Source organism: Mycobacterium colombiense (assembly GCF_001953985.1).
Classification (GTDB): domain Bacteria; phylum Actinomycetota; class Actinomycetes; order Mycobacteriales; family Mycobacteriaceae; genus Mycobacterium; species Mycobacterium colombiense_B.
Window position 1 is genome coordinate 57,450 of the sequence record NZ_MBEI01000032.1, and the last position, 22,274, is coordinate 79,723.

Here is a 22,274-nt window from a genome sequence, read left to right on the forward strand (position 1 = left end):
CCCCGACGGACCCGGCGAAGGGAGGGATCGCATTGCCCGTGGGTGTCATCCGCACCGACTGCGGGAGCATCCGCTGACAACGAAACGGCTCGCGCCCGACGCTACGCCACCCCCGGCGCACCGGATCGGGCGCGGGGGTCCGGAACCCGGAGACGACCGCCCAGCGGCGCGGCGGCTACTGCTCGGCGACGACCTGGCGGAGCTGACGAATGTGCAGCCACTCCACCACCGGCATGGCCGCGGTGATGAGGCCGGCGAACCCATACCCGACCCACGACCCGCCGTCGTGGCCGATCGCCATCAGGTAGGTCGCCGCCGCAACCGCGATGAGCGCCGCGCCCATGGTGCCGGTCAGAATCACGGTGCCGCGCAACCAGACTCGGTCTACCGCCTCGCCCGACAACTCGGCGCCCGGGGCCGGTCCGGCCGATTGCACGGTGGCGGTCCGCTCGGTCCCGGGGCGCAGGGCGCCGCCACCCAGCCGCACCGAAGGCCTTGCCGGCCCGCGCGACGGCGCGGTCATCGCCTGGGCGGCCGGCTCGGCCTGCGACATCCGGCGGGCGCGCAACAGGATGGGGATCGCGCCCGCGATGATCAGCGCCGAAACGATGATGACGGCGTACAGCACCCAGGTGGTGTGCGGGCTGCTGGCCGCCTTGTGAAAGCCCCTGCCCAGATCCGCCAGGGCGACGGCGGCCGCCACGCTGACGCCAAGCAGCACCAGATAGATGGCGGCGCACGCGCCGATCAAGATGCGGTCGATGACCTCGGGCGCAATGGTGTCGTCGCCCACGCCCCGCCGGTACGCCGAGTATCTGCTGACCATCAGCAGCTCGTCTGCGGCGAGTCGTTGTTGTTCGACGACAGCACCGCTCCGTCGCTGGTGGTGATCGAGCAGTTGAGCCTGCTGAGCCGGAAAAGGCTGGAAGCCTGGACCGAACCGACGTCCGACGTCGAAATCGGCGTGACGGTCATCGACCACGGGATGTACACGTTGTGCTGCGTGCGCGACCGGCCGGAGGCGTCGACGTAGGTCACCGAGATGATGTCGCCCGGGGCCTTGGTGCCGGTCACCGAGTAGGTGACCTGGCGCGGACCCGCCGGCGTGGTGGGCGGCGGTGGCGCGGAGGGCGTCACCGTCACAGTCTGGGTCTCCGTTGCTGTCGGGGGCGGCGGCGGTTCGGTGGTGGGTGGCGGTGGCGGCGGCGGAGGCGGCGGTTTGGTGGTCGTGATCTCGTCCTGCAGCGGCGGCGTGGACGGGGTTATGGTGGTGCCGGGGTTGGCGAGCTTGGTGGTATCGGTGCGCGCGAACAGCAGCGATACCGACACGACGAGGGCGATGGCGGCCACGATCGCGGCGACGCCCACCACCCACGGCCAACGCGCGGTGCTGCGCTCGTCGTCAGCATGGTCGGACTCGTCGAAGTCGTCGTAGTCGTAGAGCCCCAGATCGGCCGGCATGTAGGGGCCGCTGGTGAAGTGCTCGGACTCCGGGGCCGAGTAGGCACGCGAGTAGGCGTCCGTCTCGTCGGTCTGGTTCGCCGCCAGGTCGGCGCTGTGCTCGAAGGGTTCCGGCTCGGCGTCGCGTCCCAGGTCCTCGTCCGGCTCGTCGCCGGGGTCCGGTTCGCGGCTGATCGGGTCGGCAGGGACGGGTTCGTCAGGATCCCATCCCGGGGGTCTCGACCCGCTCATCTTTGCCTTTGCCTACCCTGTTCGACGGCCTCACCTGCGCACAAGCCTCCGCGATCACATCGTTGCGGGCGCGCTGGGACGCTTCTCGTTTGCCTGGGCAAAACACTACCGAACCCAAAAGGGGCAAAGCCGTCGTGGCGAACGGCCCACCAATCACGTGATCTGATTGTGACCTTTATGCCGCGAATCAGTGCTTCTCGGGACCGATGTAGTACTCGAAGACCAGCCCGGCCACCGACGTCAGGACGAACATCACCCCGGCGACGATCAGCCATGGCAACCACAGCGCGATGCCCACCGCGACCACCGAGCCGGACAGCGCAACCAGAATCGGCCACCAGCTGTGCGGGCTGAAGAAACCCAATTCGCCTGCTCCGTCGCTGATCTCGGCGCCCTCGTAGTCCTCGGGCCGGGTGTCCAGCCGGCGCGCCACGAAGCGGAAGAACGTCGCCGTGATCATCGCCAGGCCACCGGTCAGCACCAGCGCGGTAGTGCCCGCCCACTCCACGCCCCCGGTGGCGAAGATGGCGGTCAGCACCCCGTAGAGCGCCGCAACCACAATGAAGAACCCGGCAATGAATTCGAATAGCCTGGCTTCGATATGCATTTGGTGTCCTAACCTACTGGCTTCCGGCCAATTGACCGCGCTTGGTATCGAACGGGTGAGTGGTCACCGCGACCGGGGGCTGCCCGATCGCCTGCAACGCCTGGGCGTTGCTCTTTCCGTCCATCCGCTGCTGCAGGTAGGCCTTGAAGTCGTTGGGCGCCACCACCCGAACCTCGAAGTTCATCATCGAGTGATACGTGCCACAGAACTCTGCGCAGTGGCCCACGAACGCACCCGGCGTCTGGATCTCTTCGGTCTGGAAGACATGCACCGAGTTGTTCGCGTCAGCGTTGGGGATCACGTCGCGCTTGAACAGGAATTCCGGCACCCAGAACGTGTGGACCACGTCCGCGGACGCCAGGTCGAATTCGATGCGCTTGCCGGTAGGCAGCACCAGCACCGGGATCTCCTCGCTGGAGCCCAGCGTCTCGACCTTGTCGAAGTTCAGGTACTGCCGGTCCGAGGTGTTCAGCCCGCGGACGGCACCCACCCGCTCCTCGCCGTGGGCGTCCTTGCCCTCCGGCTTGGACAGCATCGCCTTCTTGCGCGCCGGGTCGGTGCCGTCGTAGGTCAGCGTGCCGTCTTTGAAGTTGACCTTCTGATAGCCGAACTTCCAGTTCCACTGGAAGGCCGTGACATCGATCACAACCTCGGGGTTCTTGTCCAGGTGCAGCATCTTCTCCTGCACCACGACGGTGAAGTAGAACAGCACCGAGATGATGAGGAACGGCGTCACCGTGAGCACCAGCTCCAGCGGCATGTTGTAGCCGAACTGCCGGGGCAGCACGGTGTCGGTCGCCTTCTTGCGGTGGAAGATCGACGCCCAGAAAATCAGGCCGAACACGATGAGGCCGACGACCAGCGACGCGATCACCGCGCCGATCCACAGTTCACGGTTGAGGTGGGCCTCCGGGGTGATGCCCCGCGGCCAGCCCAAAGCCAGCGCGTCCGCCCAGCTACTGCATCCGCTCAGGAACAACGCCAGCACGCCCAGCGTCAGGGCCAGCGCGAAGGGCCGAAGACGACGGGAAAGACCGTTGGCTTGGCGCCCGGAGCCCCCGGAATGGCGCCGAAACCTACCCTGCGACAAACGTTGCGAACGGTCCTGCTCGCGAGGGGTCACGTTAGCGCCTCCTGCTCGGATATCGAATACTACGCAGCGTAGACCACGCGCCTGAGGCGGGCGACGAAACCCCGGCCAGCCGGTGTGCCCGGCCATTCGCGACGTGCCGGGTGCGCGGTCCACGCACGCCCCCGAAGTGCGGCATACTGGGGCGCCGTGTGTGGTCTGCTGGCGTTCGTTGCCGCCCCGGAGGGCTCCGACAAGGAAACGGCCGCCGCCCGCGCCGACAACGCCATCGCGCGCGCATCGCACTCGATGCGCCACCGCGGGCCCGACGAGCCCGGCACCTGGGTGGACCCCGACACCGACGGCTCGGTCGTCTTCGGCTTCAACCGGCTCTCCATCATCGACATCGCGCATTCGCACCAGCCGCTGCGCTGGGGGCCGCCCGAGGCGCCCGACCGCTACGTGCTGGTGTTCAACGGCGAGATCTACAACTACCTCGAGCTGCGCGAGGAACTGGCCGGCCGGCACGGCGCCGTCTTCGCCACCGACGGTGACGGCGAGGCCGTCGTCGCCGGATATCACTACTGGGGCACCGACGTCTTGACGCGGCTGCGCGGCATGTTCGCGTTCGCGCTGTGGGACACCGTCACTCGCGAATTGTTCTGCGCCCGTGATCCTTTCGGCATCAAGCCGCTGTTCATGGCGACCGGCACCGGCGGCACGGCGGTGGCGAGCGAGAAGAAGTGCCTGCTGGACCTGGCCGAGCTGGTCGGGTTCGACACCGGGATCGACGAACGGGCCGTGCAGCACTACACCGTCCTGCAGTACGTGCCCGAGCCCGAGACGCTGCACCGTGGGGTGCGCAGGCTGGAGTCGGGCTGCTACGCCCGGATCCGCCCCGACCTCCTGCAACCGGAGGTCACCCGCTATTTCGTGCCGCGCTTCGCCGCCGTGCCGATCACCCGCGGCACCGAACAGGCCCGCTACGACGAGATCACCGCGGTGCTCGAGGACTCGGTGGCCAAGCACATGCGCGCCGACGTCACCGTCGGGGCGTTCCTGTCCGGGGGGATCGACTCGACCGCCATCGCGGCGCTGGCCATCCGGCACAACCCGCGGCTGATCACGTTCACCACCGGCTTCGAGCGGGAGGGCTTCTCCGAGATCGACGTCGCGGTGGCCTCGGCCGAGGCGATCGGGGCCCGCCACATCGCCAAGGTGGTCAAGCCCGACGAGTTCGTCGCCGCCCTGCCCGAGATCGTCTGGTATCTCGACGAGCCGGTGGCCGACCCGGCGCTGGTGCCGCTGTTCTTCGTCGCCCGGGAGGCCCGCAAGCACGTCAAGGTGGTGTTGTCCGGCGAGGGCGCCGACGAGTTGTTCGGCGGCTACACGATCTATCGAGAGCCGTTATCGCTCAAACCCTTTGACTATCTGCCGCGGCCGCTGCGGCGATCGGTGGGCAAGATGAGCAAGCCGCTGCCCGAGGGGATGCGGGGCAAGAGCCTGCTGCACCGCGGCTCCCTGACGCTCGAGGAGCGCTACTACGGCAATGCCCGCAGCTTCTCCGACGCGCAGCTGCGCGACGTGCTGCCCGGGTTCCGCCCGCAGTGGACCCACACCGACGTCACCGCGCCGGTGTACGCCGAATCGGCGGGCTGGGATCCCGTGGCCCGCATGCAGCACATCGACCTGTTCACCTGGTTGCGCGGCGACATCCTGGTCAAGGCCGACAAGATGACGATGGCCAACTCGCTGGAGCTCCGGGTGCCGTTCCTGGACCCCGAGGTGTTCGCCGTCGCCTCCCGATTGCCGGTTGAGGCGAAGATCACCCGCACGACGACGAAGTACGCGCTGCGGCGCGCGCTGGAGCCGATCGTCCCGGCGCACGTGCTGCACCGGCCCAAGCTCGGATTCCCGGTGCCGATCCGGCACTGGCTGCGCGCCGGCGAGCTGCTGGAGTGGGCCTACGCGACGGTGGACGCCTCGCAGGCCGAGCATCTGGTCGACAAGGCCGCCGTGCGCCGGATGCTCGACGATCACCGCAACGGCGTCAGCGATCACAGCCGCCGGCTGTGGACGCTGCTGATCTTCATGCTCTGGCACGCGATCTTCGTCGAGCACAGCGTAGTGCCCCAGATCAGCGAGCCGCACTACCCCGTGCAGCTCTAGGGCTGGGCCCGCTCTAGGCAGCTAGGCCTCTAGGCCGCTAGGCCAGGACCGCGGCGATCTCGGCGGCCGCCTCGTCGCCGTAGGCGCCGGCCAACCGGGTCTTGGCGACCCCGAGGTCCCACGTCCACTCCTGGGTGCCGGTGGACTCCAGCACCAGCACCGCGACCAGCGAGCCCAGCTGCGCCGACCGCTCGAGGCTCAGCCCGGCGGTGCGGCCGGTGAGGAAACCGGCCCGGAACGCGTCGCCGACGCCGGTGGGGTCGGTCTGGCTGGTCTCGGGCACCACGCCGACGTGAGTGGTGGTCCCGTCGCGCTCGACGATGTCGACGCCCTTGGCGCCCAGCGTGGTCACCCGCAGGTCGACCTTCTTCTGCACGTCGGCCTCGGTCCAGCCGGTCTTGGACCGCAGCAGCTCCCACTCGTAGTCGTTGGTGAACAGGTAGGCCGCGCCGTCCACGAGCTTGTCGATCTCCTCGCCGGACAGACGGGGCAGCTGCTGGGACGGGTCGGCGGCGAACGGCAGGCCGAGCTTGCGGCACTCCTCGGTGTGGACCACCATCGCGTCCGGGTCGTTGGCCCCGATGATCACCAGGTCCGGCTTGCCCGCGGACGCGACGTCGGCGAGCTTGATGTTGCGGGCCTCCGACATGGCGCCGGGGTAGAAGGATGCGATCTGGGCCATGTCCTCATCGGTGGTGCAGACGAATCGCGCGGTTTTCGCGGTTTGCGAGATCAGCACGTGGTCGCAGTTGACGCCGTGCGACTGCAGCCACTCGCGGTACTCGCCGAAGTCGTCGCCGGCCGCCCCGACCAGCGCCACGTCGCCGCCCAGCACACCGATGGCGAAGGCGATGTTGCCCGCCACGCCGCCGCGGTGAATCACCAGGTCGTCGACCAGAAAGCTCAGGGACACCTTCTGCAGGTGCTCGGCCAGCAGGTGCTCGGAAAACCGGCCGGGAAACCGCATCAGATTGTCGGTCGCAATCGAACCTGTCACCGCGATCGTCACGAAAACTCCATCCTTCGTTAGTAAGGTTATCTAGCTTACTCACGGTCCTCGACCGTCGCTGTGTGCACTCCTCGGCCCGTTGCCGTGCGCTAGCCTCCCTAGGGAACTCACTCAAGTCGCCGGGATCACATTGCTCGGGCCGCAACCCGCTTGCAATCCCGTCTACCACCGTAGGAGAACCACGATGGCAGGTCCGCACTCGCCGAACCACACCGTCGGCGGCGAAGGACCAACTCCCCCAAGCGAATCCCAGCCACTCGAGTTCCCCGATGACGCGGGCTTCGCCCCAGCTCCGCAGGCAGGACCTGCTCCCGCCAATTATGCCGGTCAGCCTCCGCCGGCCCCGTACCCGCCGCAACGGTCCAAGCGCGGGCTGATCGTCGGCGTCGTGCTGGCCATCGTGCTCGTCGCGGTGCTGACGGTGGCGATCGTCTACGGGGTCCGCACCAACGGCGCCAACACCGGCGCCACGTTCTCCGAGGGCGCGGCGAAGACGGCAATCCAGGGCTACCTGGACGCGCTCGAGCACCGCGACATCGACGAGATCGCCCGCAACGCGCTCTGCGGGCTGTACGACGGCGTCCAGGACAAGCGATCCGACCAGGCCCTGGCCAAGCTCAGCAGCGACGCCTTCCGCAAGCAGTTCTCCGAGGTCGAGCTGACCTCGATCGACAAGATCGTCTACCTGTCGCAGTACCAGGCTCAGGCGTTGTTCACCATGCGGGTGTCCCCGGTGAGCGGCGGCCCGATGCACGGGCAGGTGCAGGGCATCGCGCAGCTGCTGTTCCAGCGCGGCCAGATCATGGTCTGCTCGTACGTGCTGCGCACCGGCGGCTCGTACTGAACGCACACCGTCAGCCGGACTGCACAGCCCGGCTGACGGATTTGCGGGATCTAACCGATCAGTTGAATGAGTCGCCGCAGGCGCACGAGCCGGTGGCGTTGGGGTTGTCGATGGTGAAGCCCTGCTTCTCGATGGTGTCCACGAAGTCGATCGACGCGCCTTCGACGTAGGGCGCGCTCATCCGGTCCACCGTCAGCTTCACACCGCCGAACTCCGCGGTCAGGTCGCCGTCCAGCGCCCGGTCGTCAAAGAAGAGGTTGTAGCGCAGGCCGGCGCAGCCGCCCGGCTGCACCGCGATGCGCAGCGCCAGGTCGTCGCGGCCCTCCTGGTCCAGCAGCGACTTTGCCTTGGTGGCGGCGGCCTCGGTCAGGATCACGCCGTGGGTCGTCGTGGCGTTCGACTCGTTCTGCACCGTCATTGCTTCTCCTACATCCCTCATCGTTGGGTGGGGTCGATCAAGCCCGAAATCGCCGGCTTGCGCCGGGCGATCCGGACCGCCCGAAAGTCCACTCCATCAACGGTACCTTGCAGGACCGCTATTCCCGAGTCGCGCCGCAACTACGGATGCCAGCCCCATGAGCTGGTTGGCCGCGTCGGCCTGGGCCAGCCGCACCGATCCGGCGTGCTCGGCGATGGATAACGCCGCCATGATGCCCGACGAGCGCACCGTCGCGTTGTCCAAGTCGACCTGGCCGGCCAGCACGACCACCGGAATCCCCCGCGGCCGCGCCGCGTCGGCCAGAAAGCCCACCACCTTGCCGTGCAGGGACTGCTCGTCGAACCGGCCCTCACCGGTGACGATCATGTCCGCCGTGTCCAGGTCGTCGGACAGCCGGGTGTGCTCGGCGATGATCGCCGCCCCGGACTCGCAGCGGCCGCCGAGCGCCAGCAACCCGGCGCCGATGCCGCCGGCGGCCGCCGCGCCCGGCTCCGCGCTCACGTCCCGTCCGGCCACCGCCTCCAGGATCAGCGCCCAGGCCTGCAGGCGAACTTCCAGCGCCGCGACGGTGGCCGTGTCGGCGCCCTTCTGCGGCCCGAACACCCGGGCCGCCCCCCACGGGCCCAGCAGCGGGTATTCGGTGTCGGAGGCGGCGATCAACTCCACGTTGCCCAGTTGCCGGCGGGCGGTGTCCAGGCCGCCGAGTTCGGCGATCATGCCCTGCCCGCCGTCGGTGCAGGCGCTGCCGCCCAGGCCGACCACGATGCGCATCGCCCCGACCCGCAGCGCCTCGGCGATCAGCTGCCCCACGCCTTTGCTGTGCGCCGCCATGGCGGTCTCCGGGGTGGGCGGTCCGCCGACCAGCGCCAGGCCGCACGCCTGCGCGCACTCCAGGTAGGCGGTGGCCGAGCCGCGGTCGAACACCCAATCGGCCTCGACCATGGCTTTCAGCGGTCCGGACACCCGCAGTCGCCGCGTCTCCCCCAGCCGGCTGGCGAGCACCTCGACGAAGCCGGGGCCGCCGTCGGATTGCGGGGCGACGATGAACCGGTCGCCGGGACGTGACCGTGTCCAGCCGGTCGCGATGGCGGCCGAGGCTTCCAGCGCCGACATGCTGTCGGCGTAGCAGTCCGGGGCCACCAGGACCTGCATGGCGGGCAGTTGAAGGCGGCCGGGGGCCAGGCCGGGACCACCATCATCCGAGGCCATCGACCCGTCGTCCATCAAAGGCTGCCATTCATCACGTGTAAGAGTAGGGCCAAGGGCGACACTAACGCAGGTCTAATAGCAAGGCATTCCAGGCGAATTCCGGCACGCGTCGGCCGCGAAGTAACCTGGCCACTGTGAAGCTGTTGGGCCGTAAGAAGGGCCAGGACACCGATCTCGACGAGGGCGCCGCCGCGTCGAGCGCTACCGGCGTTGCTGGCGCCTCGGGCGACGCGACCCGCGAGGCGCAGCGGACAGGCCCCAAGGGCCGTCCCACGCCCAAGCGCAACGAGGCCCGCCGCAACACCAGGAAGGGGCCGGTCGCGCCGGCGCCGATGACGGCCGCCGAGGCGCGGGCCCGGCGCAAATCGCTGGCCGGTCCCAAGCTCAGCCGCGAGGAGCGCCGGGCGGACAAGGCCGCCGGCCGCGCCCGCATGTCGGATCGCCGGGCAAAGATGATGGCCGGCGAAGAGGGCTACCTGTTGCCGCGCGATCAGGGCCCCATTCGCCGCTACGTTCGCGACGTGGTGGACTCCCGGCGCAATCTGCTGGGCCTGTTCATGCCGTCGACCCTGTTCTTGATGTTCGTCATGTTCGGCGTCCCGCAACTGCAGCTGTGGGTGTCGCCGGCCATGCTGGCGCTGATGGCCGTGATGAGCGTCGACGGCCTTATCCTGGGCCGCAAGGTCAGCAGACTGGTCGACGCCAAGTTCCCCAGCAACACCGAAAGCCGTTGGAAGCTAGGCCTTTACGCCGCCGGCCGGGCGTCTCAGATGCGCAAGTTGCGCGCGCCGCGGCCCCAGGTCAAACACGGCGCCAGTGTCGATTAAAGCTCGCCGGAAAGCGGGCTGACACCGGTGCGCACGCTGGTGCTCGGCGGGATCAGGTCAGGCAAATCGCGGTGGGCGGAGCAAGCCATCGCCGACGGGTTGCCGGCCGGGCAGGCGGTTCACTACCTGGCGCCCGGGCCGGCCGGCCACGACGACGCGGCGTGGGCGAACCGGATCGCCCAGCATCGCAGCCGCCGGCCGGAGCACTGGTCCACGATCGAAACCGACGACATCGCAACGCAATTGCGCCAGTCGCCGGGCACCCCCACGCTGGTCGACGACCTGGGCACCTGGCTGACCGGCGCGCTGGACCGCACCAATGCCTGGGATGGCGGCTCGGTCGCGGCTCCCATCGATGACGTGCTGGCCGCGATCGGCGACTTCGCTTCCCCGCTGGTGCTGGTCAGCCCGGAGGTCGGGTTGACCGTCGTGCCCGCGACCGCCGCCGGACGCCGGTTCGCCGACGAACTGGGCAGCCTCAACCAGCGCCTCGCCCGGTTGTGCGAGCGGGTGGTGCTGGTGGTGGCCGGGCAGCCGGTGCCGATCAAACCGGCGGGGGCCTGATGGAATTCGCCACCGTCTCGCCGCCCGATGCCGGCGTCGCCGCCGCCGCCCGCGCCCGCCAGGACACCCTGACCAAACCCCGGGGCGCGCTGGGCCGCCTCGAGGATTTGTCGGTGTGGGTCGCGTCGTGTCAAGGGCAATGCCCGCCAAAGCAATTCGAGCGGGCCCGGGTGGTGGTGTTCGCCGGCGACCACGGCGTCGCGCGGTCGGGAGTGTCGGCCTATCCGCCGGAGGTGACGGCGCAGATGGTCACCAACTTCGATGCCGGCGGGGCCGCGATCAACGCCCTGGCCGACATCGCCGGGGCGACGGTGCGGGTCGCGGACCTCGCGGTTGACGCGGACCCGCTGACCGAACGGATCGGCGCGCACAAGCTGCGGCGCGCAAGCGGCGACATCCGGGTCGAGGACGCGTTGAGCGACGACGAGACCGCGCGGGCGCTCGCCGCCGGCGCCGCCATCGCCGACGAGGAGGTCGACGCCGGCGCCGACCTGCTGATCGCCGGCGACATGGGTATCGGAAACACCACGCCCGCAACGGTATTGGTGGCGGCGCTGACGAACGCCGAGCCGGTCGTCGCGGTGGGGTTCGGGACCGGGATCGATGACGCCGGCTGGGCCCGCAAGACTGCCGCGGTGCGCGACGCCCTGTTTCGCGCGCGACAGGTGCTGCCCGATCCGGTCGCGCTGCTGCGCCGCGCCGGCGGCGCGGACCTGGCAGCGATGGCCGGCTTCTGCGCGCAGGCCGCGGTGCGGCGCACGCCGCTGCTGCTCGACGGCATGGCGGTGACGGCGGCCGCGCTGGTCGCCGAGCACCTGGCGCCGGGTGCGCGGCTGTGGTGGCAGGCCGGTCACCGGTCCACCGAGCCTGCTCAGGGGTTGGCGCTGACGGCGCTGGACCTCGAGCCGATCCTCGACCTGCGGATGCGGCTGGGTGAGGGCACCGGCGCCGCGCTCGCGCTGCCGGTGCTGCGCGCGGCGGTGGCCGCCCTGTCGTCGATGGCGACCTTCACCCAGGCCGGTGTGTCCGACCGCGCAGACCGTCCCGATAAGTCCGCTCCTCCGTCGTGATCCGTTCGCTGGCAACGGCTTTCGCCTTCGGCACGGTGCTGCCCGTCGCGGGCAACACGCCGATGGGCCGCGGCGCCATGACGGCGCTGCCGGTGGTGGGCGCCGCGCTGGGGGCGCTGGCCGCGGCCGTGACCTGGGGTGGCGCCTGGGTGTTCGGCCGGACCAGCCCGCTGCCCGGCCTGCTCGCGGTCGCGGTGCTGCTGCTTGCGACCCGCGGCCTGCATGTCGACGGCGTCGCCGACACGGCCGACGGCCTGGGCTGCTACGGGCCGCCGCAGCGGGCGCTCGCGGTGATGCGTGAGGGGGCGACCGGGGCGTTCGGCGTCGCCGCCGTCGTCGTGGTGATCATGCTGCAGGCACTGGCGTTTTCGGCGCTGGGGGCCACCGGCCGGGTGGTCCCCGGGGTGGTCGCCGTGGCCGTGGCGGTTTTCGCGGGCCGGGTGACCGCGGTGCTCGCCGGCCGCCGGTCGGTGCCGGCCGCCGACGGCAGCGCCCTGGGCGTCCGGGTCGCCGGAAGCCAGCCGACTCCGGTGGTGGCGGCCTGGGTCGCGGTGCTGCTGGCCGCCTCGCTGCCGGCCGGGCCGCGGCCGTGGCAGGGACCGGTGGCGGTGCTGCTGGGCCTGGGCTGCGGGGCAATCCTGGTGCGGCACTGTGTGCGCCGATTCGGCGGCATCACCGGCGACGTGCTGGGCGCCGCGATCGAACTGACCACGACGGTGACGGCGGTGCTGCTCGCGGGTGCGGTGCGGTTCTAGCCGCGAGTGTGAAGCTAACTTCACGCTCGCGCCCGAATGTGAAGCTAACTTCACTTTCGACGGGCTCGTCGACGGGCGGCCTTAGCCCAGCCGGGCCATCCAGCCGTGGGTGTCGGCGAAGGTGCCGCGCTGGATCCCGGTCAGTGTGTCCCGCAACGCCATCGTCACCTCGCCGGGCTGGCCGTCGGCGACGGTGAATTCGGCGTCGCCGTACTTCACGTGCGAGACGGGCGTGATGACCGCGGCGGTGCCGCAGGCGAACACCTCGGTGATCTCCCCGGCGGCGGCCTTCTTCTGCCATTCGTCGATATCGATCTTGCGTTCCTCGACGGAGAATCCGGCGTCAATGGCCAACTGCAGCAAGGAGTTCCGCGTGATGCCGGGCAACAGCGAGCCGGACAGTTCCGGGGTGACCAGCCGCGCCGATCCGCCGCTGCCGAACACGAAGAAGATGTTCATCCCGCCCATCTCTTCGACGAAGCGCCGCTCGACGGCGTCCAGCCACACCACCTGGTCGCAGTCGTTGACCGCGGCCTCGGCCTGGGCCGACAGCGAGGCCGCGTAGTTGCCGCCGAACTTGGCCGCGCCGGTGCCGCCGGGGCTGGCACGCACGTACTCCGTCGACACCCAGACGGTGACCGGGCTGATGCCGCCCTTGAAGTAGGCGCCGGCCGGTGAGGCGATCACCAGGTAGCGGTACCGCTTGGACGGCCGCACACCCAGCCCAGGCTCGGTGGCGATGACGAACGGGCGCAGGTACAGCGCCTCCTCGCCGCCCGCGGCCGGAACCCAGGCGTTGTCGACGGCGATCAGCTGGCGCAGCGACTCCATGAACAGCTCTTCGGGCACCTCCGGGACGGCGAGCCGCCGCGCCGAGGACCGCAGCCGGGCGGCGTTGGCCTCGGCGCGAAACGACACGATCGAGCCGTCGGCCCAGCGGTACGCCTTGAGCCCCTCGAAGATCTCCTGCGCGTAGTGCAGCACGATCGCCGACGGGTCCAGCTCGATGGGGCCGTACGGGATGACGCGCGCGTTGTGCCAACCTTCGCCGTCGTCGTAGTCGATCGACACCATGTGATCGGTGAAGTACTTGCCGAAACCCGGCTCGGCCAGGATGGTTTCGCGTTCGGCGTCGGTCGCCGGACTTGCCGAGCGCGAAACCATGAACTCGAGGGAGCCACTGGTCATTGGCCGATTGTATATCCGCCTACCGAATCGGATTTCGCCCGCGCAAGCGGCGCGGCTAGCGGGTTTTCACCGCGACGAACGGCGGGCGCACCACTTCGCATGCGGCGGGACGGCCGCGGACGTCGACGGTGATCTCCTGACCGTCCTCGACTCCCGCATCGGCGTCGATCAGCGCCAGAGCGATCCCGGCCTGCAGCGTCGGCGAGAACGTGCCCGAGGTGGTGACCCCCACCGGCGTGTCGCCGGTGAGCACCGTCAGCCCGGCGCGCAGCACCCCGCGGCCCACCATCCGCAGCCCGCGCAGCAGCCGCGCCGGGCCGGCCTCCTTCTCGGCCAGCAGCGCGTCGCGGCCGAAGAACGCGTCCTTCTTCCAGCCGATCGCCCAGCCGCAGCGGGCCTGCAGCGGGGAGATGTCGAGCGCGAGTTCGTGGCCGTGTAGCGGATAGCCCATCTCGGTGCGCAGCGTGTCGCGCGCGCCCAGGCCGGCCGGCTCGCCCCCGGCCGCGCCCACCGCCTCGGCCAGGGCGTCGAACACCGCGCCGGCGGAGTCCCACGGCGGCAGCAGCTCGTAGCCGTGCTCGCCGGTGTAGCCGGTGCGGCAGACCCGCACCGGCACGCCGGAGAACGAGGTATCGGCGTATGCCATGTAATCCATGTCGGTGGGCAGGCCCAGCTGCCCGAGCACGTCCGCCGACCGCGGCCCCTGCACGGCCAGTACGGCGAACGAGCGGTGCTGGTTGGTGATGGTCAGCCCGCTCGGGGCGGCGGCCTGCAGCGCCTCGACCACGGCGGCGGTGTTCGCCGCATTGGGCACCAGGAAGATCTCGTCGGCGTCGACGTAGTAGGCGATCAGGTCGTCGATGACGCCACCGGATTCGGTGCAGCACAACGTGTATTGCGCCTTGCCGGGCCCGATCCGGTTCAAGTCGTTGGTGAGCGCGGAGTTGACGAACTGCGCCGCCCCCGGCCCGCGGACCAACGCCTTGCCCAGGTGGCTGACGTCGAAGAGGCCGACCGCGTTGCGCGTCGCGTTGTGCTCGCTGACGGTGCCCGCATACGACACCGGCATCAGCCAGCCGCCGAATTCGGCGAAATTGGCGCCCATCTCGCGATGACGGTCTTCCAGCGGTCCGTGCTCCAGCTCGCTCACGGCGTCCCACCCTAATCCGCTGCGATGCTGGCACACTTGGGCAGGTGTCCGAGTCGTACGACTTCGAGGAGCTCGAGGCCGCCGGGATCGCCAACCCGCGCGAACGGGCCGACCTGATCAAGTACCTCGACGACCTGGGCTTCACGGTCGACGACATGGTCGAAGCCGAACGGCGCGGCCGGCTGTTCGGGCTTGCCGGTGATGTCCTGGCCTGGTCGGGCCGCCCGATCTATACCCTGCAGGCCGCGGCCGAGGAACTCGGCATATCGGCCGAAGAGGTGGCGAATGCGTGGGCGTTGCTCGGCCTGACCGTCGCCGGGCCCGACGTTCCCGTGCTGAGCCAGGCCGACGTCGACGCCTTGTCGACCTGGGTCGCGCTCAAGATGGTGGTGGGTGAGGCCGGCGCGCACGGCATGCTGCGGGTGCTTGGCGCCGCGATGGCCCGGCTCGCCGAGGCCGAGTCGACGGCGATCCGCGCCGGCACGCCGGACATCCAGATTGACCACACCCACGACGAGCTCGCCACGGCGCAGGCGTACCGGGCGGTCGCGGAGTTCGTCCCCCGGATCGGTCCGTTGATCGACGTCGTGCACCGCCACCACCTGACCGGCGCCCGAACCCACTTCGAGGGCGTCCTGCGCGACACCTCGGCAAGCGTGGTGTGCGGGATCGGTTTCGCCGATCTGTCCGGCTTTACCGTGCTCACGAACGCGCTTACCCCCGCGCAGTTGTCGCACCTGCTCAACGAGTTCGCGGGAACCGTCTCGGACGTAGTCCTGCGCGATGGCGGCCGGGTGGTGAAGTTCATCGGCGACGAGGTGATGTGGGTGAGCGCGTCGCCCGAGCAACTCGCCAGGGCGGCGGCCGATCTCGTCGATCACCCGCGGGCGCGCGAGGAGGGGCTGCAGGTCCGCGCCGGCCTCGCCTTCGGCACGGTCCTGGCGATCAACGGCGACTACTTCGGCAACCCGGTGAACCTGGCCGCGCGACTCGTGGCGGCCGCTGAGCCCGGACAGATACTCGCCGCGCCGGCGCTGCAGGAGAAATTGCCGAACTGGCCCGCCGTCGCCCGTGGCCCGTTGGCGCTCAAGGGGTTTGACGACCCGGTGCGAGCTTTCGACCTGAGCGCCGGGACGCCACCGAGCTGAGCCGATCCGCGGTGACTAGGGTGGTTACGCGTGAGTACCGAACCCGGATACCAGGCCCCTTCTGTCACCGTCGCCTCCTCGCTGCCACGGCGCGCCGCCGCGTCCACCGTGCTGATCGTGCCCGTCGTGTCGACCGGCGAGGACGAGAAGCCGGGCGCGGCCGTTGCGGCGGCCGAGCCGTTCCTGTCCTCTGACGCGGTCGCCGAGATCGAATCGGGTCTGCGGGCGCTGGAGGCTACCGGCGCTGCCGAGCAGGTGCACCGGCTGGTGGTGCCGTCGCTGCCGGTGTCCAGCGTGCTGACCGTCGGCCTGGGCAAGCCGCGATCCGACTGGCCGGCCGACACCGTCCGTCGCGCCGCCGGGGTGGCCGCCCGATCGCTCGGCAAGACCGAATCGGCGCTCACCACGCTGGCCGAACTGCCCGGCGAGGGCGTCGTATCGGCCACCGTCGAGGGTCTGATCCTGGGCAGCTACCGGTTCACCGAATTCCGCAGCGACAAGACGGCACCCAAAGACCAAGGGCTGCGCAAAGTCACGGTGCTCACCACCGCGAAGGACGCCAAGAACGACGCCGCCCACGGTGCCGCCGTGGCGACCGCCGTCGCCACGGCGCGTGACTTTGTCAACACCCCGCCCAGCCACCTGTTCCCCGACGAATTCGCCAAGCGCGCAAGGGCTTTGGGCGAGTCGGTCGGCCTCGAGGTGGAAGTGCTGGACGACAAGGCACTGCAGAAGGGTGGCTACGGCGGGATCATCGGCGTCGGGCAGGGCTCGTCGCGTCCGCCGCGGCTGGTGCGCCTGACTCACCGCGGTTCGAAGCTGGCCAAGAAATCCAAGCAGGCAAAGCGAGTGGCGCTGGTCGGCAAGGGGGTCACCTTCGACACCGGCGGCATCTCGATCAAGCCGGCCGTGGGCATGCACCACATGACCTCGGACATGGGCGGGGCCGCCGCGGTGATCGCGACCGTCGCGCTGGCCGCGCAGCGCAAACTGCCGATCGACGTGATCGCCACCGTGCCGATGGCCGAGAACATGCCGTCGGCCACCGCGCAGCGCCCGGGCGACGTGCTGACTCAGTACGGCGGCATCACGGTCGAGGTGCAGAACACCGACGCGGAGGGCCGGCTGATCCTGGCCGACGCCATCGTGCGGGCGTGCGAGGACAACCCCGACTACCTGATCGAGACGTCCACCCTGACCGGCGCGCAGACGGTGGCGCTGGGCGCCCGGATCCCCGGCGTGATGGGCAGCGACGAATTCCGCGACCGCGTCGCGTCGATCTCGCAGCGGGTCGGCGAGAACGGCTGGCCGATGCCGCTGCCCGACGAGCTCAAGGAAGACCTGAAGTCCACGGTGGCCGATCTGTCCAACATCAGCGGGCAGCGCTTCGCCGGCATGTTGGTGGCCGGGGTGTTCCTGCGGGAGTTCGTCGCCGACGGCGTGAGCTGGGCGCACATCGACGTGGCCGGCCCGGCGTTCAACACCGGCAGCCCGTGGGGCTATTCACCGAAGGGTTCCACCGGCGTGCCGACCCGGACCATGTTCGCGGTCCTGGAGGACATCGCCGACAAGGGCTAGTAAAGAGCTAGCCGGTCAGCCGTTTGAGCACGGCCCGGCCCAACTTGCGCCGCGGCCAGCCGGTCGCGCCGTCGGCGGCCAGTGCGGCGTTGGCGGCGTTGCGCCCGCACGCCCCGTGCACCGAGCCACCCGGCGTCGCCGACGCGCTGCCCAAATACAGCCGCTCGATCGGTGTTTCGGCTCGGCCCATGCCGGGCGCCGGGCGAAAGACCAACATCTGGTGCAACTGCGAGGTTCCGCCGTTCAGCGCCCCCAGATGCAGGTTGGCGTCGTTGGCCTCCAGGTCCGACGGCCGTTGCACGAACCGGCCGATCACCGCCGACCCGAAGCCCGGCGCATGCTCTTCGATGACCCGGTCCACCGCCTCCGCCAACCGGTCCGCAGACGCGTCGTCGGACACATTCCGCGGCAAATGCGTGTAGGCCCAGACGCTTTCGGTGCCGGCCGGCGATCTGCTCGGGTCGGCCGTGGTCGTCTGGCCCAACAACATGAACGGATGCTCGGGTACCACCCGGGTGTTCAGGTCTGCCATCCACCGGGTCAGTCCATCGCCGTCGGCCCCCAGGTGCACGGTGCCCACTGACTGCAGGCTTTTCGACCGCCACGGAATCGGTTTCGCCAGCGCATAATTGACCTTCACCACCGGTGGATCCCACTCGTAGTGCTGGAGGTCGCGACGCAGCGCTTCGGGCACCGCGTCGGCGGGCAGCATGTCGCAGAACAAGCGCGGCGCCGTCACGTCGGCCACCACCGCACGGCGAGCCATCACCGATCGCCCCTCGGCCGTCGTCACGCCGACCGCCCGGCCGCCCTGCACGTGGATGCGAGAAACGTTCTGATTGCATTCGATTCGCGCCCCGGCCGAGCGGGCGCGTTTCACCAGCGCCGCGGTGAGCTGGCCGGATCCGCCGACCGGCACCGGCCAGCCGACATCCTGGGCCAGCATCGTCATCAGGAAACCCATGGCGCCGCTGACCGGCGCATCCGGAGGAACGTCGGCGTGCATTGCATTGCCCAACAACAACGTTCGCGGCGCCTCACCCTCGAACAGTTGGCTTACCATGGCGTTGGCCGGCTGCACCAGCAGACGCGCGACCCGGACCGCTTCCGGCGTGCCGAGCCTGCGCAGCAATCCCAGCAGGGGACGCACCGGCGGGAAGGGGGCCAGCATCGCGTCGAGCAGTGGGCCCTTGATGGTGTTCCACAGGTCCACCACGCGCAACCAGTTGTCGCCGTCGGCCGGCGTCCGCCGCGCGAATTCCGCTGCCGTCTTTGCGGGGTCGTGGTAGACGATCGGGGGGTCGTCGTCGGAGCCGTTGCGCGGGTGCCCGACCACCGTCGGCGCATGCGACCACCGCAGCCCGTGATCCTCCAACCGCAGCGCCGTGATCGCCGGGGAGGCGACCGTCATCGGGTAGAAGGAGCTGAACAGGTCGGTAATGTAGCCCGGCGTCAGCTCGGCGCTGCGCACCGCCCCGCCCGGTTCGGGCTGGGCTTCCAGCACCAACACGTCCCAGCCCGCGTCGGCCAGCATCGACGCCGCCACCAGGCCGTGGTGTCCCGCGCCGATCACGACGGCATCGGCGGTGTCACGCACGGTCACTTCACCTGGCTCGGCTCCAGGCGCTCCGACAACGCCGCCAGCCGCCACAGGCACTCCTTGTTGCGCGGGTAGGCCGCCGCCAGCGCAAGGGAATCCGGAACGGCCGCCATCGGGCCCTCGGCGGGCACCTCGATCATCTCGATCCGGCAGCCTTGCGGAATCTCGTGCAGCAGCATGGTGATTCGCGCGGCACCCAGCGGGCCCAGCCGGGCAAGCAGCACCAGCTTGTGCGGCGGTTCGCTCTCCTCCACGATGGTCGCGTCGTTGATCACCAACGGCCAGATCCCGATCGAGTGCCTGATCGAGGAACCCGGCTCCGGCCAGTTCGGATCGACGGCCCGCATGCGGCTGTTTCCCACCACCCATTGGGTGTAGGTCCAGCCCTGGGCCAGCACCTCCCAGACCCGCTCACACGACTCGGGCACCTCACGCGTTGCAGTGATCACCTCAGAAAACCCTCCATGTCCTCGGTTATCGCGGCGAATACCCGGCAAATGGCGGGGTTATTCGGCCTGCGCCTCGCGTTTACCGGGGGTGGAGCGCGGCTAATCTCCCTAGCGGTCGGAATGCCCGACGACGAAAGGCGAAACCATGACGATGCGACGGTTGATCATCGGTGTGGGCGCCGTGCTGCTCTTGGCCGGAATCATCGGACTGCTGGCGCCGGTGTCGGTTTCCGACAGCAACGGCCATTCGGTCGGATGCGGAAACGCCGTGGCGACGGACCTTTCCGAGGCCAGAAGCGCCAACAACAGCAATGGGGCCAATATCCCCATTCTGAACCAGATCATCCCGCACACCGACTATGTCGCGCAGTGCCAGTCGTCGGTGGGCAGCCGGCGCGCGTGGGCGATACCGCTGGCCGTGCTCGGGGTCATCGCGATCGGCGCGACGCTGTTGACGGGACGTCGCGGGGCGAAACCGGTCGTTTAGCCGGCCTCAGATCACCCGCATCCGCGCGGCGTTGCGCAGCCCCTGCGGCGCCACGCGCGAAAGTCCGTACAGCGCATAGGCTTCCGGCGCCACCGGGCGAATCGGCTTCTTCTTCTTGACCGACGACAGGATCGCGTTGGCGACCTTGTCGGGGCCGTAGCGCCGCAGCGCGAACATCTTGCCCAGCTGCCCGCGGCGGCCGTCGACGTCGTCGGACTGCTTTCCCACGGGCGCGTCGAATCGGGTGGTGTTGATGATATTCGTGTCGATGACGCCGGGGCAGATCGTGGTGAGCCCCACCCCCGCGGCGTCGAGTTCGGCGCGCAGGCAGTCGGAGAACATGTAGGTCGCCGCCTTGGATGTGCAGTAGGCGTTCAGCGACTGCAGCGGGGCGTAGGCCGCCATCGAGGACACGTTGACGATGTAGCCGCCGGTGCCGCGTTCCACCATCCGCCGGGCGAACGCGCGGCACCCGTTGACCACGCCGCCCAGGTTGACGTCGAGCACCCGGTCGAACTGCTCGGGCGGGGTGTCCAGAAATCCACCCGCGTGCCCGATGCCGGCGTTGTTGACGACGATGTCCGGCACGCCGTGCTCGGTGCTGACCCGCTCGGCGAACGCCTCCACCGCCTGCGCGTCGGACACGTCGAGCACGTAGGCGTGCGCGACACCGCCGCCGGTGGCGATCTCGCCCGCGGTGGCCTTCACCGCCGCCTCGTCGATATCGCTGATGACCAGCTCGGCGCCTTCGCGCGCGAAGGCGAACGCGGTCTCGCGGCCGATCCCGCTGCCCGCGCCGGTGACCGACACCAGGGTGTCGCCGAACGACCCGCGGGGACGCCCCACCTGCGCGCGCAGCAGCGCGCGGCTCGGTTGGCCGCCCTCGGCGTGGTCGGCGAACTCGCGCACCGCCGCCGCCATCACCTGCGCGTGTGACATCGGCGAGAAGTGACCGGCCTGGATGTCGCGGCGCCACAGCCGCGGCACGAAGCGCGGGGTGTGGTCGTAGCCGTAGGGCCGCACGTACTTGTCCTTGGTGTTGACGATGAGCTGCACCGGCACGTCGATGACCGCGACGGCCTGCTTGCGACCGGAGAAGGACCGAAAGTAGTTGGCGGGATAGGTTTTCACCGACTGGGCGGCGTCTCTGGCCAGCTTCTCGGAGTGGTGGATCTGCTCGGCGGGGATGTTGTCGACCGCGTTGCGGCGCAGCGCCGGGACCGACATGGTCAGGCGGAGGAACAGCGGCGCGAGCATCGGAATCGACAAGAAGATCATGTAGGTCAGCCGCAGCGCCTGGCTGATCGCCCGGACGAAGGTGCGCGGCTTCCACGGCGCCCGCAGGCCGCTGAAGATGTAATCGACCAGCTGGTCCTGGGCGGGTCCGGACACCGACGTGAACGTCGCGACCCGGTCGCTGGCGCCGGGACGCTTCAGGTAGTGCCAGACCCCCACCGAGCCCCAGTCGTGGGCCAGCACGTGCACGGGCCGGCCCGGGCTCAGCTCGCCGGTCACGGCGGCGAAGTCGTCGGCGAAGCGGTCCATGCTGTACGCCGACACCGGCTTGGGCACCGAAGACAGGCCGACGCCGCGGTTGTCGTAGCGGATGATCCGGAACCGCTCGGCCAGCAGCGGGACGACCCCGTCCCACAGCACGTGCGAGTCGGGGAAGCCGTGCACCAGCATGACGGTGGGGCCATCAGGGTTGCCCTCTTCGTAGACCGCGATGCGGGCGCCGTCGGCGCTGTCGACGAAATGCTGGGCTACTTGTTGTGATGGCGGCATCGGGACCTCCCCGCTCTGGCGTGCAGTCGCCACACCGTAGCAAGCGTGATCGGCGTCACCCGCCCAACGCGGGGTATCTGCCCTGGATGTGTGCCGACAGGGGCACAGTGACAGGATAGTTTTGGATTGCTACTTCGCCTTCCGCAAGAGCTGATCGACCCGCCCCGACCCACGAGCGATCGAGGAGTCAAAAGAGATGGCCTTCTCCGTCCAGATGCCGGCACTCGGTGAGAGCGTCACCGAGGGGACGGTCACCCGCTGGCTCAAGCAGGAAGGCGACACCGTCGAACTCGACGAACCGCTCGTCGAGGTGTCGACCGACAAGGTCGACACCGAAATTCCGTCGCCGGCCGCCGGTGTGCTGACCAAGATCGTCGCCCAGGAGGACGACACCGTCGAGGTCGGCGGCGAGCTGGCCGTCATCGGCGACGCCTCCGAGGGCGGCGCGCCCGCTGGCGACTCGCAGCCGGCCGCGCCGGCGCCGAGCCAGCCGGAGCCGCAGCCGCAGTCCGCGGCCCCTGCGCAGCCCGAGGCCCAGCCCGAACCGCAACCGCAGGCCCAGCCGGAGCCGCAGCCGCAGTCCGCGGCCCCTGCGCAGCCCGAGGCCCAGCCCGAACCGCAACCGCAGGCCCAGC

The 22,274-nt window shown here is 69.7% G+C and carries 22 protein-coding genes; 10 read left to right on the top strand and 12 right to left on the bottom strand.

Annotation, left to right across the window (positions count from 1 at the left end; translation table 11 throughout):
- Window positions 1–175 precede the first annotated feature (175 nt).
- The 4 genes from A5732_RS07640 to ctaC form a co-directional block, all read right to left on the bottom strand.
- The gene (locus A5732_RS07640; protein WP_076101845.1) at window positions 176–826 is read right to left on the bottom strand and encodes a DUF2561 family protein; all 651 of its coding nucleotides are present in this window, start codon (window positions 824–826) and stop codon (window positions 176–178) included.
- Complete coding sequence (locus tag A5732_RS07645; RefSeq protein ID WP_076101846.1) at window positions 826–1,692, bottom strand: MmpS family transport accessory protein; 867 nt, start codon at window positions 1,690–1,692, stop codon at window positions 826–828. Before A5732_RS07645 ends, A5732_RS07640 begins: the two co-directional genes overlap by 1 nt.
- Before the next feature lie 187 nt (window positions 1,693–1,879).
- Window positions 1,880–2,299, bottom strand: a complete 420-nt coding sequence (locus tag A5732_RS07650; protein ID WP_064952173.1) for a cytochrome c oxidase subunit 4 — start codon at window positions 2,297–2,299, stop codon at window positions 1,880–1,882.
- A 13-nt stretch (window positions 2,300–2,312) separates the two neighbouring features.
- Window positions 2,313–3,422 (bottom strand): aa3-type cytochrome oxidase subunit II, encoded by a 1,110-nt coding sequence (gene ctaC / locus A5732_RS07655; protein WP_076051607.1) that lies wholly within the window; start codon window positions 3,420–3,422, stop codon window positions 2,313–2,315.
- A gap of 156 nt (window positions 3,423–3,578) precedes the next feature.
- Between ctaC and asnB the strand changes: the two genes are divergently transcribed.
- Entirely contained in the window at window positions 3,579–5,537 is a 1,959-nt protein-coding gene (asnB, locus tag A5732_RS07660; RefSeq protein WP_076101847.1) for an asparagine synthase (glutamine-hydrolyzing), read from the top strand.
- Between the two features lie 37 nt (window positions 5,538–5,574).
- Here the strand turns inward: asnB and A5732_RS07665 are convergent, their stop codons facing one another.
- Complete coding sequence (locus A5732_RS07665) at window positions 5,575–6,546, bottom strand: carbohydrate kinase family protein (RefSeq protein ID WP_064952171.1); 972 nt, start codon at window positions 6,544–6,546, stop codon at window positions 5,575–5,577.
- A gap of 184 nt (window positions 6,547–6,730) precedes the next feature.
- Here A5732_RS07665 and A5732_RS07670 point away from each other — a divergent pair, with 184 nt between their 5' ends.
- Window positions 6,731–7,390 carry an Rv0361 family membrane protein gene (locus A5732_RS07670; protein ID WP_076101848.1) on the top strand — a complete coding sequence of 220 codons (660 nt, stop codon included), beginning with the start codon at window positions 6,731–6,733 and terminating at the stop codon, window positions 7,388–7,390.
- Between the two features lie 58 nt (window positions 7,391–7,448).
- On the opposite strand, the gene A5732_RS07675 is transcribed toward A5732_RS07670, so the two are convergent.
- Both A5732_RS07675 and A5732_RS07680 read right to left on the bottom strand, forming a co-directional pair.
- Complete coding sequence (locus A5732_RS07675; RefSeq protein ID WP_007770699.1) at window positions 7,449–7,808, bottom strand: HesB/IscA family protein; 360 nt, start codon at window positions 7,806–7,808, stop codon at window positions 7,449–7,451.
- Between the two features lie 96 nt (window positions 7,809–7,904).
- Window positions 7,905–8,981 (bottom strand): glycerate kinase family protein, encoded by a 1,077-nt coding sequence (locus A5732_RS07680; protein WP_064952175.1) that lies wholly within the window; start codon window positions 8,979–8,981, stop codon window positions 7,905–7,907.
- 191 nt (window positions 8,982–9,172) lie between these two features.
- Here A5732_RS07680 and A5732_RS07685 point away from each other — a divergent pair, with 191 nt between their 5' ends.
- Genes A5732_RS07685 through A5732_RS07700 form a run of 4 tightly spaced genes read left to right on the top strand, consistent with a single transcriptional unit; the run spans window position 9,173 to window position 12,254 of the window.
- Window positions 9,173–9,865, top strand: a complete 693-nt coding sequence (locus A5732_RS07685; RefSeq protein WP_076101849.1) for a DUF3043 domain-containing protein — start codon at window positions 9,173–9,175, stop codon at window positions 9,863–9,865.
- Between the two features lie 27 nt (window positions 9,866–9,892).
- The gene (locus A5732_RS07690; RefSeq protein WP_076101850.1) at window positions 9,893–10,429 is read left to right on the top strand and encodes a bifunctional adenosylcobinamide kinase/adenosylcobinamide-phosphate guanylyltransferase; all 537 of its coding nucleotides are present in this window, start codon (window positions 9,893–9,895) and stop codon (window positions 10,427–10,429) included.
- Window positions 10,426–11,499 (top strand): nicotinate-nucleotide--dimethylbenzimidazole phosphoribosyltransferase, encoded by a 1,074-nt coding sequence (gene cobT / locus A5732_RS07695; protein WP_142256571.1) that lies wholly within the window; start codon window positions 10,426–10,428, stop codon window positions 11,497–11,499. The genes A5732_RS07690 and cobT overlap by 4 nt, the downstream gene beginning before the upstream one ends.
- Window positions 11,496–12,254, top strand: coding sequence for an adenosylcobinamide-GDP ribazoletransferase (locus tag A5732_RS07700; RefSeq protein WP_076101852.1), 759 nt, complete (start codon window positions 11,496–11,498; stop codon window positions 12,252–12,254). The genes cobT and A5732_RS07700 overlap by 4 nt, the downstream gene beginning before the upstream one ends.
- Window positions 12,255–12,335: 81 nt before the next feature.
- On the opposite strand, the gene A5732_RS07705 is transcribed toward A5732_RS07700, so the two are convergent.
- Both A5732_RS07705 and gcvT read right to left on the bottom strand, forming a co-directional pair.
- Window positions 12,336–13,442 (bottom strand): branched-chain amino acid aminotransferase, encoded by a 1,107-nt coding sequence (locus A5732_RS07705; protein ID WP_076101853.1) that lies wholly within the window; start codon window positions 13,440–13,442, stop codon window positions 12,336–12,338.
- 55 nt (window positions 13,443–13,497) lie between these two features.
- A complete protein-coding gene (gene gcvT / locus A5732_RS07710) occupies window positions 13,498–14,592 on the bottom strand; it encodes a glycine cleavage system aminomethyltransferase GcvT (protein WP_216351569.1) in 1,095 nt (364 codons plus the stop codon).
- A gap of 44 nt (window positions 14,593–14,636) precedes the next feature.
- Between gcvT and A5732_RS07715 the strand changes: the two genes are divergently transcribed.
- Window positions 14,637–15,740 (top strand): adenylate/guanylate cyclase domain-containing protein, encoded by a 1,104-nt coding sequence (locus tag A5732_RS07715; protein ID WP_076101855.1) that lies wholly within the window; start codon window positions 14,637–14,639, stop codon window positions 15,738–15,740.
- Window positions 15,741–15,770: 30 nt separating this feature from the next.
- A complete protein-coding gene (locus A5732_RS07720) occupies window positions 15,771–17,318 on the top strand; it encodes a leucyl aminopeptidase (protein ID WP_076101856.1) in 1,548 nt (515 codons plus the stop codon).
- A 7-nt stretch (window positions 17,319–17,325) separates the two neighbouring features.
- On the opposite strand, the gene A5732_RS07725 is transcribed toward A5732_RS07720, so the two are convergent.
- Together A5732_RS07725 and A5732_RS07730 are read right to left on the bottom strand one after the other, a co-directional pair.
- Window positions 17,326–18,921 carry a phytoene desaturase family protein gene (locus tag A5732_RS07725; protein ID WP_076056642.1) on the bottom strand — a complete coding sequence of 532 codons (1,596 nt, stop codon included), beginning with the start codon at window positions 18,919–18,921 and terminating at the stop codon, window positions 17,326–17,328.
- Window positions 18,918–19,367 carry an SRPBCC family protein gene (locus A5732_RS07730; RefSeq protein ID WP_076056644.1) on the bottom strand — a complete coding sequence of 150 codons (450 nt, stop codon included), beginning with the start codon at window positions 19,365–19,367 and terminating at the stop codon, window positions 18,918–18,920. The genes A5732_RS07725 and A5732_RS07730 overlap by 4 nt, the downstream gene beginning before the upstream one ends.
- Window positions 19,368–19,512: 145 nt before the next feature.
- Between A5732_RS07730 and A5732_RS07735 the strand changes: the two genes are divergently transcribed.
- Window positions 19,513–19,854 carry a hypothetical protein gene (locus A5732_RS07735; protein ID WP_064952160.1) on the top strand — a complete coding sequence of 114 codons (342 nt, stop codon included), beginning with the start codon at window positions 19,513–19,515 and terminating at the stop codon, window positions 19,852–19,854.
- 6 nt (window positions 19,855–19,860) lie between these two features.
- Here the strand turns inward: A5732_RS07735 and A5732_RS07740 are convergent, their stop codons facing one another.
- Window positions 19,861–21,639, bottom strand: coding sequence for an SDR family oxidoreductase (locus A5732_RS07740; RefSeq protein WP_076101857.1), 1,779 nt, complete (start codon window positions 21,637–21,639; stop codon window positions 19,861–19,863).
- Between the two features lie 196 nt (window positions 21,640–21,835).
- Here A5732_RS07740 and A5732_RS07745 point away from each other — a divergent pair.
- A partial coding sequence (locus A5732_RS07745) for a biotin/lipoyl-containing protein (protein WP_290439397.1) occupies window positions 21,836–22,274 on the top strand: 439 nt, incomplete at its 3' end.